Source organism: Streptomyces sp. NPDC002845 (assembly GCF_053591955.1).
Genome location: NZ_JBSFUU010000001.1, coordinates 116,261 through 129,773 on the forward strand (window position 1 = coordinate 116,261; position 13,513 = coordinate 129,773).

At 72.5% G+C, this 13,513-nt stretch carries 9 protein-coding genes; 4 read left to right on the forward strand and 5 right to left on the reverse strand.

Going from position 1 to position 13,513, the window contains the following annotated elements:
- Positions 1-70 precede the first annotated feature (70 nt).
- Positions 71-2,554: a DNA helicase PcrA gene (gene pcrA / locus ACWD3C_RS00460; RefSeq protein ID WP_451138459.1), complete on the forward strand. Its 2,484-nt coding sequence runs from the start codon at positions 71-73 to the stop codon at positions 2,552-2,554.
- Between the two features lie 128 nt (positions 2,555-2,682).
- On the opposite strand, the gene ACWD3C_RS00465 is transcribed toward pcrA, so the two are convergent.
- The 3 genes from ACWD3C_RS00465 to ACWD3C_RS00475 all read right to left on the reverse strand — a co-directional run bounded on the left by ACWD3C_RS00465 (position 2,683) and on the right by ACWD3C_RS00475 (position 5,763).
- Positions 2,683-4,299: a M23 family metallopeptidase gene (locus ACWD3C_RS00465; RefSeq protein ID WP_451138461.1), complete on the reverse strand. Its 1,617-nt coding sequence runs from the start codon at positions 4,297-4,299 to the stop codon at positions 2,683-2,685.
- Positions 4,300-4,553: 254 nt separating this feature from the next.
- A complete protein-coding gene (locus tag ACWD3C_RS00470) occupies positions 4,554-5,450 on the reverse strand; it encodes a lipase family alpha/beta hydrolase (RefSeq protein ID WP_451138463.1) in 897 nt (298 codons plus the stop codon).
- Positions 5,451-5,619: 169 nt separating this feature from the next.
- The gene (locus ACWD3C_RS00475; RefSeq protein ID WP_451138465.1) at positions 5,620-5,763 is read right to left on the reverse strand and encodes a hypothetical protein; all 144 of its coding nucleotides are present in this window, start codon (positions 5,761-5,763) and stop codon (positions 5,620-5,622) included.
- 352 nt (positions 5,764-6,115) lie between these two features.
- Here ACWD3C_RS00475 and ACWD3C_RS00480 point away from each other — a divergent pair, with 352 nt between their 5' ends.
- Positions 6,116-6,532 carry a cobalamin B12-binding domain-containing protein gene (locus ACWD3C_RS00480; protein ID WP_451138467.1) on the forward strand — a complete coding sequence of 139 codons (417 nt, stop codon included), beginning with the start codon at positions 6,116-6,118 and terminating at the stop codon, positions 6,530-6,532.
- Positions 6,533-6,651: 119 nt separating this feature from the next.
- Here the strand turns inward: ACWD3C_RS00480 and ACWD3C_RS00485 are convergent, their stop codons facing one another.
- Positions 6,652-8,277, reverse strand: a complete 1,626-nt coding sequence (locus tag ACWD3C_RS00485; protein ID WP_451138469.1) for a DUF5691 domain-containing protein — start codon at positions 8,275-8,277, stop codon at positions 6,652-6,654.
- A gap of 136 nt (positions 8,278-8,413) precedes the next feature.
- Positions 8,414-9,769, reverse strand: a complete 1,356-nt coding sequence (locus ACWD3C_RS00490; RefSeq protein ID WP_451138471.1) for an SWIM zinc finger family protein — start codon at positions 9,767-9,769, stop codon at positions 8,414-8,416.
- 144 nt (positions 9,770-9,913) lie between these two features.
- On the opposite strand from ACWD3C_RS00490, the gene ACWD3C_RS00495 reads away from it, so the two are divergent.
- Both ACWD3C_RS00495 and ACWD3C_RS00500 read left to right on the forward strand, forming a co-directional pair.
- Positions 9,914-11,137, forward strand: a complete 1,224-nt coding sequence (locus tag ACWD3C_RS00495; RefSeq protein WP_451138473.1) for an ATP-binding protein — start codon at positions 9,914-9,916, stop codon at positions 11,135-11,137.
- Complete coding sequence (locus tag ACWD3C_RS00500; protein WP_451138475.1) at positions 11,134-13,491, forward strand: DUF5682 family protein; 2,358 nt, start codon at positions 11,134-11,136, stop codon at positions 13,489-13,491. Before ACWD3C_RS00495 ends, ACWD3C_RS00500 begins: the two co-directional genes overlap by 4 nt.
- Positions 13,492-13,513: the final 22 nt, after the last annotated feature.

Here is a 13,513-nt window from a genome sequence, read left to right on the forward strand (position 1 = left end):
GCAAGGAAAAGCGGCCGGATTCCCAGGGTGGCGGCGGGGTGTCAGTGGAGCAGCCTAGACTCGGAGAGCGATGAGCAGCCTCTTTGACGACAGCTTCCTGGCGGACCTCAAGGCCCCGCGGGCCCACGAGGAAGAACCCCCGCCGCCGCCCGAGGACGATCACGTACCGGAGCCGGTTCCGGACGATCTGTTCGGCGGGAAGTTCGACGTGCCGCCGGACCGGGACGCCTACTACCGCGACGGCGCCCCACGCCCCGCCATCGACGCGGCGGCGCTCCTGGAGGGGCTGAACGACAACCAGCGCGCGGCCGTCGCGCACTCCGACTCGCCTCTGCTCATCGTGGCCGGCGCCGGCTCCGGCAAGACCCGTGTGCTCACCCACCGCATCGCGTACCTGCTGGCCGAGCGGAACGTGCACCCGGGGCAGATCCTCGCCATCACCTTCACCAACAAGGCCGCGGGTGAGATGAAGGAGCGCGTCGAGCAGCTCGTCGGCCCGCGCGCGAACGCGATGTGGGTGATGACCTTCCACAGCGCGTGCGTGCGCATCCTGCGGAGGGAAAGCAAGAAGCTCGGCTTCACCTCGTCCTTCTCCATCTACGACGCCGCCGACAGCAAGCGCCTGATGGCCCTGGTCTGCCGCGACCTGGACCTCGACCCCAAGCGCTTCCCGCCCAAGTCCTTCAGCGCCAAGATCTCGAACCTGAAGAACGAGCTGATCGACGAGGAGGACTTCGCCGCCCAGGCCTCCGACGGCTTCGAGAAGACCCTCGCCCAGGCGTACGCGCTCTACCAGTCGCGCCTGCGCGAGGCCAACGCGCTCGACTTCGACGACCTGATCATGACGACGGTCAACCTGCTCCGCGCCTTCCCGGACGTCGCCGAGCACTACCGCCGCCGCTTCCGGCACGTCCTGGTCGACGAGTACCAGGACACGAACCACGCGCAGTACGCCCTCGTGCGGGAACTGGTCGGCACCTCCGAGCACCCCGTAGACGTCCCGCCCAGCGAGCACGACGTCCCGCCCGCCGAGCTGTGCGTCGTGGGTGACGCCGACCAGTCGATCTACGCCTTCCGGGGCGCGACGATTCGCAACATCCTCCAGTTCGAGGAGGACTACCCGGACGCGACGACGATCCTGCTGGAGCAGAACTACCGCTCCACGCAGACGATCCTCTCCGCCGCCAACGCCGTCATCGAGCGCAACGAGTCCCGCCGCCCCAAGAACCTGTGGACCAACGCCGGCGCGGGCGCCCGGATCACCGGCTATGTCGCCGACACCGAGCACGACGAGGCCCAGTTCGTCGCCGACGAGATAGACCGCCTGACGGACGCGGGCGAGGCGAAGGCCAAGGACGTCGCCGTCTTCTACCGTACGAACGCCCAGTCCCGTGTCTTCGAAGAGGTCTTCATCCGCGTCGGCCTGCCCTACAAGGTCGTCGGCGGCGTCCGCTTCTACGAGCGCAAGGAGGTCCGGGACGTCCTGGCGTACCTGCGGGTGCTGGCGAACCCGGAGGACTCGGTCCCGATGCGCCGCATCCTCAATGTGCCCAAGCGGGGCATCGGCGAGCGCGCCGAGGCGATGATCGACGCCCTGGCCCAGCGGGAGAAGATCAGCTTCACGCAGGCGCTCCGGCGCGTCGACGAGGCGTACGGCATGGCCGCGCGCTCCACGAACGCCGTCAAGCGGTTCAACACGCTGATGGAGGACCTCCGTACGATCGTCGAGTCCGGCGCGGGCCCGGCGACCGTCCTGGAGGCGGTCCTCGAACGCACCGGCTATCTGGCCGAGTTGCAGGCCTCGACCGACCCGCAGGACGAGACCCGTATCGAGAACCTTCAGGAACTCGCCGCCGTGGCCCTGGAGTTCGAACAGGAGCGCGGGGAGGGCGAGGCGGGCACGCTCTCCGACTTCCTGGAGCAGGTGGCCCTGGTCGCCGACTCCGACCAGATCCCCGACGAGGAGGAGGACGGCGCGGGCGTCATCACGCTGATGACCCTCCACACCGCCAAGGGTCTCGAGTTCCCGGTGGTCTTCCTGACGGGCATGGAGGACGGAGTCTTCCCGCACATGCGCGCCCTCGGCCAGACCAAGGAACTGGAGGAGGAGCGGCGGCTCGCGTACGTGGGCATCACGCGCGCGCGGGAGCGGCTCTACCTCACCCGGTCGGCGATGCGCAGCGCGTGGGGCCAGCCCTCGTACAACCCGCCGTCGCGCTTCCTGGAGGAGATCCCGGCGGCACACCTGGAGTGGAAGCGGACGGGGGCCACCGCCCCGGTCTCGTCGGGCCCGGCGTCGGGCGTGGCCGCCTCGCTGTCGTCCTCCCGCTCCCGCTCGTCGGCCTCGGGCGCGTCCGGCTTCGCGACCCGGCGCACCAATGAGAAGCCGGTGGTGTCCCTGGCCGTCGGCGACCGCGTCACCCACGACCAGTTCGGCCTCGGCACCGTCGTCGCCGTCAAGGGCACGGGTGCGAACGCCGAGGCGACGATCGACTTCGGGGACACCAAGCCGAAGCGGCTGCTGCTGCGGTACGCGCCGGTGGAGAAGCTCTAGGCGCTCCGCTGGGAGTGCGGTGATGCAACTGCGGGCCGGTGGGGGCTGGTCGCGCCCACGCGGCGGAGCCGCATATCGACACAGCCCCGCGCCCCGTACGGGGCGCGGTACCGCGCCGGACTTTTCGCTTACGTCGGGTCGAGCCCGTGGCTGCGCAGCCACGACAACGGGTCGATCGACGAGCCGCCCATGGGCCGGACCTCGAAGTGCAGGTGCGGGCCGGTCGAGTTGCCCGAGTTCCCCGAGTACGCGATGGTGTCGCCCGCCTTGACGGTCGTACCCGAGACGACCGCGTACGTGGAGAGGTGGCAGTACCACGTCTCCGTCCCGTCCATCGCCGTGACGATGACCATGTTCCCGTACGCGGGGTTCCACTCGGTCCGCACGGTCCCGTCGGTCGCCGCCATCACCTTCGACCCGTACGACACGGGGAAGTCGATGCCGGTGTGGACGGACATCCAGTTGATGCCGGACTGGCCGTAGTAGGCGCTGAGCCCGTTCTGCGCGACCGGCAGCGCGAACTTCGGCCGCAGCCGCTCCTTGCGGGCCGCCTCCGCGGCCGCCCTCTTCCTCTCGGCCTCCTGCTGTGCCTTGAGGTCGAGACGTTCCTGCGTACGGCTGGCCCGGTCGGCGAAGTCGTCTGCCTCTGCGGAGAGGCTTTCGAGCTGGGTGTCGAGCTTGTTGTTGGCGGCGGACGGTTTCACCGCACTGGCGTCCGACGCGCTCGCCGTCGTCTCCTTGCCGTCGTCCCCGCCGACGCTGCCCACGGAGGCGGCGGCGATCCCGGCGACTCCCATGACGCACGCCGACGGAACCGCGACGGTCAGTACGGCGGAACGCTTCGCGGGTGCCCGGCGGCGGGAACGCGCGGCCGCGCGGGCGGCGGCCCGCCCGCCGGTGCAGGGGCCGGGAGCCGGGGCGTCGGCAGGGCTGGTGTCCTCTTCGTCGTCGAGGAGCGGGGGGCGCTCTTCACCGGAGGCGTCGAACTCGTCCTCCGGGGAGGTGGGTTCGTCGGGGTCGTCGTACGGATCGACCTGCTCGAAGGTCGCGGTCGCCTGCTGGTCGAAGGCGTCGGGGGAGGGATGCTCGAAGGCTTCGCCGGACGGCTGCCCGTACGTCTTCTCCGGCGCGGCGTGCTGCTCGTCGTACGTCTCGTACGCCTCGTGGCCGTCGGCAGTCGGGGACGAGGCGTCGCTGTTCCACTGCGTGGCGTCGTACGCGCCGGTGTCGAAGTGCTGCGCGCCCGACCACTGCTGAGTCTGGTCCTGCTGCCCCAACTGGTCGGCCTGTCCGAGCTGTTCGGCCTGGAGCCAGTCGCTCGCGTCCCACTGGCCGGAGGCCTCGGGGCTCGTCGGCTGTGCGGGGATGTCCGCGAGATGCTCGTACGCGGCCGTCCAGCCGGTCGTCTCGTAACTGCCCGTGTCGTACGCCGCCTGATGCTGGGCCGCGTACGGGTCGTAGTTCAGCGTCTGGTGGCTGCCGGTCGACCACTGCGTGGCGTCGTGGCAACCCGTCGCGCCGTCTCCGGGCATGTCGCCGAAGAGGGGGTCGGTGGCGAAGCTCGCGGTCGCGTGGGCACCGGCGTCGAAACCGGTGGCGGTGGCGGCGGAGGCGTCATACGTGGTGAAGTCGGTGAAGTCACCGTATGTGGCTTCCTGGTGGCCGTACGACGCGTAGTGCGCCGAACTGGCATCGGAAGCCGGAGCCGGGGGTGTTGCGGTCCCCGACAGGTGACGATCGTTCACCAACTTCTCTTTCGCCTCGACGACAGGGGCTGCCAGAGCAGTGCGGCGACTGTACCCGGCGGTATGCGGGCGCGACAATCTTCAACCAGGTTTCCGGCCCGCAGGAAACGGGCATTCGGCCGTCTTTCGGCGGTCCGTAGACGTAGCTTTGGCCTGGCGTTCGAATAGCGTTCGAGAATGTGTGGCCCTGCTGAGGCCGTTGTTCTGTTGTGTCGAGGCGTCGATACGGGGTTGTGGCGGGCCAGCGGTGTGGCTTACGCCACTGTCAGGCCGCCGGAGTGCGCCGTGGCGCGCGTTCCCGACGTCCCGGTGGCGGTCGCGGAGGTCTGGCCGGGCGTGTCGGACAGGTCGAGCGCCTGGCATATCCCGGCGGCGACGGCGGGGTGCACGGGCAGGGCGAGGTGCCCGACGCCGCTCACCCGCACGTTCTGCGCCATCAGGTCCGGGTGGTCGATGCAGGCGGTCTCCAGCGGCTCCATCAGGTGGTCGAGGTCGCTCCAGAAGGCCACGAAGTGCGTACGGCAGTCGGGCGCGGGCTCGCGCAGCTCCTTGAGCACCTCGGAGCCCGGGCGCATCTGCCGTACGATCGGGTGCGCGTCCATCAGCGGGGCCACGCTCGTACCCGCGTGCGGTGTGCCGAGCGTGACGAGCGTACGGACGCGGGTGTCGCCGCCGAGCCGCTGCGCGTAGTAGCGCGCTATCAGCCCGCCGAGGCTGTGCCCGACGATGTCGACCCGCTCACTGCCCGTGCGCTCGCAGATCTCCTCTATGTGGCGGCCGAGGAGCTCGGCGGCGGTACGTATGTCGCAGGTCAGCGGAGAGTAGTTGAGCGACTCGACCCGCTGGTGGCCGTACTGGGCGAGGGAGCGGCGCAGCAAGACGAAGACCGAGCGGTTGTCTATGAACCCGTGCAGGAGGACGACCGGCGGTTTGGCCTGCGTGGGCAGCGGGGCGGCGTCCGGAGAGGGGGGCGCGGGCACGGTCCGGCGCTCCTGGACGATCCCGGAGGGGTAGAGGAGCAGATGCCCGGCGAGGATCGCGATCTCCAGGGCGGTCGCCTTCAGCAGGGACACCGAGAGCCCCGCCAGCCTGCTGGGGAACAGCTGCTGGCAGAGCGGTAGAAAGGGCTGCAGTGCCCGGGTGACCTTCATGGCCGACCTCCCGTCGGCACGCGCGAGGACGGCTCTGTCCCCCGTGTGCCCTCGTGGTGAGCCGGCATGGAGGTGAACGGTGAGGGCGCGTGCGAGGCGTACGCGGCGCGTGGGGCGCCGGTGACGCGACGAGGGTCCCCGCTGCGGTGGTGCCGGAGCGCCCCGTCGCTTATGCGGCAAGGTTCCCCTGCGCCTCCGTGAAGTCGTGGATCCCCGCTTCCTCGCTCGTGCCTTCCCCGATGCGCCCCACCACCACGGCCTCCCTCCGGTGGTGCGGTGGTACGGCTGCCTCGTTGCGGCTCTCCTTGCGCATGTCCCCACCGTGGCGCGTGTGTCACGAGTCCGTGCGGCGTGCATGCCGCCCGTCCCCGCGACACGTGTGCCGCGGAAACCGGGAACAGTGCGCTGCGAACGTGTCCCACTGTGTGATTTCCCCCTCGGTCTGCACCGCGAAACTGCCGGTTGCGGGATGCTGGAGATAACGTTCGTTCACTTCCCCGGCCGGTACGGTGTGGGGCGCCCGTGCCGAGCAGGCGCATCCGGTGCGGTGAAGAGCGGTATAAGCGAGATGTGACGTATGCGCGAGGTGTGCGATGTGCGGCGCGCATGCCGTGTGTTTCGCTCCGTCGGGTACGGGATGGTGTAGTCGTTTCATGGAGGCAGTGATGGGTGTGGCAGCCGGTCCGATCCGCGTGGTGGTGGCCAAGCCGGGGCTCGACGGCCACGATCGCGGGGCCAAGGTGATCGCGCGGGCACTGCGCGACGCCGGTATGGAGGTCATCTACACGGGCCTCCACCAGACGCCGGAGCAGATCGTCGACACCGCGATCCAGGAGGACGCCGACGCGATCGGCCTCTCCATCCTCTCCGGCGCCCACAACACGCTCTTCGCGGCCGTCATCGCCCTCCTCAAGGAGCGCGACGCCGAGGACATCCTCGTCTTCGGCGGTGGCATCATTCCCGAGGCCGACATCCCGCCCCTGAAGGAGAAGGGCGTCGCCGAGATCTTCACGCCAGGCGCCACCACCGCGTCGATCGTGGACTGGGTCCGCGCGAACGTGCGGCAGCCGGCAGGGGCGTAGGCCCCCGGCCCCGGCGAGCGCGCGCCTGTGCGGCGGGCCGGGCATGCGGCGGGCCCGGCCTGTGGTGGCGGGCGCACCTCCGGCCTGGACGGGCCGGAGGCCTCGTGCTCCTCGGCGGGTCATGGCGGGGTCAGCTCCTCGCGCATGGTCGCCCTCAGGCGCAGGGTCGTGGTGAGGCGCTGGAAGGCCTCGGACCAGTAGCCACCGGCGCCGGGGGAGGCGTCCTCGGGGTCCTCGGGTGTGGCCGTGAGCGCGTCGAGGCGGGCCGCCTCCGCGGGGGCGAGGCACCGCTCGGCGAGCCCCATGACGCCGCTGAAACTCCACGGGTAACTGCCCGCGTCCCGCGCGATGTTGAGCGCGTCCACGACCGCGCGGCCCAGCGGCCCGGACCACGGCACCGCGCACGCCCCCAGCAGTTGGAAGGCCTCCGACAAGCCGTGCGTGGCGATGAAACCCGCGACCCAGTCGGCCCGCCCGGCGGGGTCCAACGTGGCCAGCAGCTTGGCCCGCTCGGCCAGCGACACGGCCCCCGGCCCGGCGGCCTCGGGCACGGAGGGCGCCCCCAACAGCGCCCGTGACCAACCGGAGTCCCGCTGCCGTACGGCCGCCCGGCACCACGCGGCGTGCAACTCGCCCTGCCAGTCGTCCGCCACCGGCAGCGCCACGATCTCCTCCGGCGTACGGCCGCCGAGGCGCCGTGACCACATCCCGAGCGGCGCCGCCTCCACCAACTGGCCCAGCCACCAGGACCGTTCACCCCGGCCCGCCGGAGCCTTGGGCACGACACCGTCGCGCTCCATGCCCGCGTCGCACTCGTGCGGCGCCTCCACCACGATCGTGGGCGCGCCCCGCGTGTGATCGACGGCCACGCACGACCCGGCACGCTCCGCCATCCGCCCCGCGAGCGCCGAACCGGGCAGCGCCGACAGCAGCTCCGCCGCCGTCGCCCGCACATTCCGGCTGCGGTCCGTCAACGCCCGCTCCAGGAAGGGCTCGTCCTCGGCGCTCAGCCCCGTCCGCAGCGAGTCGAGGAACATCAGCCGGTCCTCGGCCCGTTCCGTCGCCCACGTCGTCTCCAGCAGCGCGCGGGCCGCCGCGGGCTCCTGGGCCCGGACCGCCGAGAGCAGCGCCACGCGCTCCGCGAACAGACCTTCCTCCCACAGCCGTTGGACCCGCTCGGGATCGTCGGGGCCGGGCACCGCAGCGCCGCCACCCGGCGTGGCCCGCAGCGCGAACCGCCAGTCCGGGTTCAGCCGCGCCAGCCACAGCGCGCGCGGACCCGCGAAGGCCAGGGCCGCGGGCCGTAGATCCGTACGCCCCCGGGCCGCGTCCAGCAGCGCCGGCAGCGCCTCCGGCGGCGCCGCGAACCCCCGCTCGTTCGCCAGCGCCAGCCACTGCGGCAGCAACTCCATCAGATCGGGCGCCGTCCCCCTGCGGCCACCGTTGCTCCCCGCACCGGGGCGGTCGGCCAGCAGCCTCGTGAGCCTGCGCGCGGCAGCCGGGGGCAACGGCGGCCGCGGATCGTCGACGGCGGGCTCCGGCCGACCCGCGGCCCGCGCGGGCCGCACCCCCGCCCTCCGCCGTACGGTCTCCACCGCCGCCGCGTCCAGCAGGGCCACTGGCGCCTCCCGCCCGGCCGCCACACCTGGCGGCGTGCGCCGCTCGGTGCCGAGCAACGCCGCCGTGACGAGTTCCTCCCAGGGGGTTCCCGCGCGGGCGTCCGGCGGGGCAGAAGTGCCGTTCATGAGGGTCCTTTCTGTACGTGGCTCTCTGTGCGTGGCTGTCTGCGCGTGGCTGGTGAGCGGCTTGTCGGTTGAACTCGTCAGTTGAAGAGGACGTGGTGTGCGGTCCCGGCCGGGGCCGCCGGCATCCGGCGCCGCCTCAGCACAGCCCCACCGCCTCCCCCGCACCCTCCGGCCACGCCGTCAGCGGGGTGAAACCCCGGTGGCCGCACTCGCCGAAGACCGTGACGGGGGCGCCGCCGGAGAGAGCGACGAGGCGCCACAGGCCTGGCCGGGAGCGGAGGGACGCGGCGACAGGGAGGGCCAGGTCGCCGTCCGCGTCGGCGAGTTGCCAGGAGTCACCGTCGGGGGTCGGTATGACCCGGGCGAGGGTGACCGGGACGGAGTCCAGCCAGGGGTCGTCGCGCAGCGCATCGCCGTAGCGGGCCGCCGCCTGCGCCGGAGTGACCCCCGGCGGCCGTATCGCCGCGGGCTCGGGCGCGGTGAACCGCTCGCCGAGAGCGGCCCGGAGCCGGCCCGCGCCCGGATAGGCGGACACGTCCGCCTCGAAGGCCAGCCCCACCGGCAGCGACAACTCGGGTGCGCGTCCTGCCGCCCCGTAGGAGAGGAGCAGTGCCGTGCGGTCCGACTCGGCGCCGTACAGCCAGATGCGGCGGGTCGTCAGGCGGGCGTCCGCCGTGTCGTACTGGGCGAGAACCAGCCAGCGGTCGCGCACCGGCGGGCCATCCGGTGAGCCGGGCAGGCCGACCCGCGAACGGACCGTCGCCGCCAGCCCCTCTGGCAGCCGCTCGCGCCGCAGCCAGCCCCTGTCGAGGAGGTGGAGCAGCGCGCACTCCTCCAGCAGCCGGACCGGCCAGCCTGGGCCGGACGACGGGATCGCCCCCAGCTCCCGCACCCGCGCCGCCAGTCCCGGTGCCTGCGCGTCGACCATCCGGGCCGCTGTCTCCTCCCACAGCCCGTACCCCGACTGCTCAGCCGCCGCCAGACCGCCCCGCAACAGGTCGGCCAGCCGCTGCTCCAACTCCGCCGCCCCCGCGGTGATCCGCTCCGCGCGCCGCTCCGCCCTGCGGCGCGCCGCCTCCGGGTCACCCGACGTGGCCCCAGATGCCCCTCCCGTCGTCGTCCTCTTCTCCTCCGCGCGCCGCCGGCGCCCCTCCGTCCACTGCTCCGCCCAGTCCGGCGCCTGCCCACACGGCACCGCACCGTCGGCGCCCGCCCAGAGCAACAGCAGCCCCAGCGCGTGCTTGCACGGGAACTTGCGGCTCGGACAACTGCACTTGTACGCGGGCCCGGTGGAGTCCGCGACGTCGATGACCGTCTGATACGGCTTGCTGCCACTGCCCTTGCACAGCCCCCACACCGTCCCCTCGTCAGAACTGCCCGCCTCCGACCACGGCCCGGCCGCGCCGAGTTTGCTTCCCGCTTTGCGTGAAGCGGCGTCAGGCGCCAGTGCCAGCACCTGATCCGCTGTCCAGCGCACCCCCTGCTGAGTCATGTCATCGAAGGTAGGACCCACCACTGACAATCGACCTTCGCGAGGGTGTTTTCGCAGGTCAGATCGCATTGTCAGTGGTGTGGTGCAGGGTGGACACCAGATCCGAAGCGGCCGATCCCGGCCGAGCTGGAGGGGGACTCAGCCATGCCTTTTTCCGTAGACCGGACGACCGTCGACCCGAGCCCGAACCAGTCCGCGCCCGCGAACGCGCGGGCGGAAGCGAGCGCGCACACGAGCGCGGACGTGAGCGCCCGCACGAGCCCGTCCGCGCCCGCGGAACAGACGGAGGGCGAGGCACTGCGGCCGCACGCCGAGCACTCCTTCGCCGCCGAACTCGCCACGCTGGCCGCGCAGGACGACCGGCCACGGCCGACCCGCTGGAAGCTCTCGCCGTGGGCCGTCGCCACCTACCTGCTCGGCGGCACCCTGCCGGACGGCACGGTGATCACGCCGAAGTACGTGGGCCCGCGCCGCATCGTCGAGGTCGCCGTCACCACCCTCGCCACCGACCGCGCCCTGCTTCTGCTCGGCGTGCCCGGCACCGCGAAGACTTGGGTGTCCGAGCACCTGGCCGCAGCGGTCAGCGGCGACTCGACGCTGCTCGTCCAGGGCACGGCGGGCACGCCGGAGGAGGCGATCCGCTATGGCTGGAACTACGCGCAGCTGCTCGCGCACGGCCCGAGCCGCGACGCCCTCGTGCCCAGCCCGGTCATGCGCGCCATGGCCGAGGGCATGACGGCCAGGGTCGAGGAACTCACCCGCATCCCGGCCGACGTGCAGGACACACTGATCACGATCCTGTCCGAAAAGACGCTGCCGATACCGGAGCTGGGGCAGGAGGTGCAGGCCGTCCGCGGCTTCAACCTCATCGCCACGGCCAACGACCGCGACCGCGGGGTGAACGACCTGTCGAGCGCCCTGCGCCGCCGCTTCAACACGGTCGTGCTGCCGCTGCCGGAGAGCGCCGACGCCGAGGTCGACATCGTCTCGCGCCGCGTCGACCAGATCGGCCGCTCCCTCGATCTGCCCGCCGCGCCCGAAGGAATCGACGAGATCCGCCGCGTCGTCACCGTCTTCCGCGAGCTGCGCGACGGGGTCACGACGGACGGCCGTACGAAGCTGAAGTCGCCCAGCGGCACGCTGTCGACCGCCGAGGCCATCTCCGTCGTCACCAACGGGCTCGCCCTGGCCGCCCACTTCGGCGACGGCGTCCTGCGTGCCTCCGACGTCGCCGCGGGCATCCTCGGTGCCGTCGTCCGCGACCCGGCCGCGGACCGCGTCATCTGGCAGGAGTACCTGGAGGCCGTCGTCCGCGAACGCGACGGCTGGACGGACTTCTACCGGGCCTGCCGGGAGGTGAGCGCGTGACCGGCGCAAGTGGCGGTGGGCCCCTGCTGCTCGGCGTACGGCATCACGGGCCGGGGTCGGCGCGGGCAGTGCGGGCCGCGCTGGAGGCGGCCCGGCCCCGGGTCGTGCTGATCGAGGGGCCACCGGAGGCGGACGCACTGATCCCGCTCGCCGCCGACCAGGACATGCGACCCCCGGTCGCCCTCCTCGCCCACGCCGTGGACGAGCCCGGCCGCTCGGCGTTCTGGCCATTGGCCGAGTTCTCCCCGGAGTGGGTGGCGATCCGCTGGGCCCTGGAGCACGAAGTACCGGCCCGCTTCATCGACCTCCCCGCCACGCACACGCTGGCGTGGGGGAAGGAGGAGCCGGCCTCGAAACAGGAGCAGGAACAGGAGCAGGCGTCGGGACCGGAACCGGAACCTGCCGATGCAGCGGTCCGGGTCGACCCGCTCGGTGCCCTCGCTGAGGTCGCCGGGTACGACGATCCGGAGCGGTGGTGGGAGGACGTGGTCGAGCACAGGGGGACGGACGGGGACCCGTTCGCGCCGTTCATGGTGCTGGAGGAAGCCATGGGGGCGTTGCGGGAGGTGTACGGGACCGGTGGGCACGAGCGCGACCTGGTGCGGGAGGCGTACATGCGGCTCCAGGTGCGGGCCGCGCAGAAGGAGTCCGGGGACGAGGTCGCCGTGGTCTGCGGGGCCTGGCACGTGCCGGCGCTGCGGGAGAGGCGGACCGTCACCGCCGAGCGGGCGCTGCTGAAGGGGCTGGCCAAGGTCAAGGCCGACATGACCTGGGTGCCGTGGACGCACCGCAGGCTGTCCCGGGTCAGCGGGTACGGCGCGGGGATCGACTCGCCGGGCTGGTACGGGCATCTGTTCGGCGCGCGGGACCGTCCCGTCGAGCGATGGATGACCAAGGTGGCGGGGCTGCTGCGCGAGGAGGACCGGATCGTCTCCTCGGCGCATGTCATCGAGGCGGTACGGCTGGCCGAGACGCTCGCGGCGATGCGCGGGCGCCCGTTGCCGGGACTGACCGAGACCACCGACGCCGTACGGGCGGTGATGTGCGAGGGCTCGGACGTGCCGCTCGCGCTCGTGCACGACCGGCTCGTCGTCGGGGACGTACTGGGGGAGGTCCCTGCGGCGGCGCCTGCGGTGCCGTTGCAGCGGGACCTCGCGCGGCTCCAGCGCAGGCTGCGGCTCAAACCGGAGGCGCTGGAGCGGGAGTTGGAGCTCGACCTGCGCAGGGAGAACGACGCCGAGCGCAGCCGCCTGCTGCACCGGCTGCGGCTGCTCGGCATCGAGTGGGGCGAGCCCGCGGCCTCGCGCGGCAGCACGGGTACGTTCCGGGAGACCTGGCGGCTGCGCTGGGAGCCGGAGCTGTCGGTGCGGGTGGCCGAGGCCGGAGTGTGGGGGACGACCGTGCTCGCCGCCGCGACCGCCAGGGCCGAGGCGGACGCCGTCGCCGCGCGGTCGCTCGCCGATGTGACGGGGCTGGCCGAGCGCTGCCTGCTCGCCGAACTCCCGGACGCGCTGCCCGTCGTGATGCGGGTCCTCGCCGACCGGGCCGCCCTCGACGCGGACGTCGGTCACCTCGCCCAGGCCCTCCCCGCCCTGGTCCGCTCTCTGCGCTACGGCGACGTCCGCGCCACGGACACCCACGCCCTGGCCGGGGTCGCCGCCGGCCTCGCCGAACGTGTCTTCGTCGGCCTCCCGCCGGCCTGTGCCGCGCTCGACACCGAGGCGGCGGAGGAGATGCGAGGCCATGTGGACGCGGTGCACGGGGCGGTCGGGCTGCTGGGGGAGGCCGTCACCGCCGAGCACGGTGACCTGAGAGCCCGATGGCACTCCGTGCTCCACGTCCTCGCCGGGCGCGACACCGTCCCCGGTGTCATACGCGGGCGTGCCGTCCGGCTCCTGCTGGACGACGGGGAGCTGGCGCGGGACGAGGCCGCGCGGCTCATGGGGCTCGTGCTGTCGCCGGGGACGGCACCCGCCGACGCGGCCGCGTGGATCGAGGGCTTCGTCGGGGGCGGCGTCGGGGGCGGAATGCTGCTCGTGCACGACGAGCGGTTGCTCGGGCTGGTGGACGCCTGGCTGACCGGGGTGCCCGGGGAGGCGTTCACCGACGTACTGCCGTTGCTGCGACGGACGTTCTCGGCGTACGAGCCCGGGGTGCGCCGAACGCTCGGCGAGCTGGTCCGACGCGGGTCGGGAGCACGGGGGAGCATCGCGGCCGTCGGCTCGGGCGTCCCCGGGTTCGCCGCCGAACTCGACGCCGGGCGCGCGGACGCCGTACTGCCGGTGCTGCGGCTGTTGCTGGGCCTGGACGACCTGGACGACAACGACAACGAGCTGGTGGGGGTGGGCCGATGACCACGGAACAACGACGACGAGT

Coding starts and splice junctions, on each gene's coding strand:
- pcrA (WP_451138459.1), top strand. CDS start 71: ATGAGCAGCCTCTTTGACGACAGCTTCCTGGCGGACCTCAAGGCCCCG.
- ACWD3C_RS00485 (WP_451138469.1), bottom strand. CDS start 8,277: ATGAACGGCACTTCTGCCCCGCCGGACGCCCGCGCGGGAACCCCCTGG.
- ACWD3C_RS00480 (WP_451138467.1), top strand. CDS start 6,116: ATGGGTGTGGCAGCCGGTCCGATCCGCGTGGTGGTGGCCAAGCCGGGG.
- ACWD3C_RS00475 (WP_451138465.1), bottom strand. CDS start 5,763: ATGCGCAAGGAGAGCCGCAACGAGGCAGCCGTACCACCGCACCACCGG.
- ACWD3C_RS00490 (WP_451138471.1), bottom strand. CDS start 9,769: ATGACTCAGCAGGGGGTGCGCTGGACAGCGGATCAGGTGCTGGCACTG.
- ACWD3C_RS00470 (WP_451138463.1), bottom strand. CDS start 5,450: ATGAAGGTCACCCGGGCACTGCAGCCCTTTCTACCGCTCTGCCAGCAG.
- ACWD3C_RS00495 (WP_451138473.1), top strand. CDS start 9,914: ATGCCTTTTTCCGTAGACCGGACGACCGTCGACCCGAGCCCGAACCAG.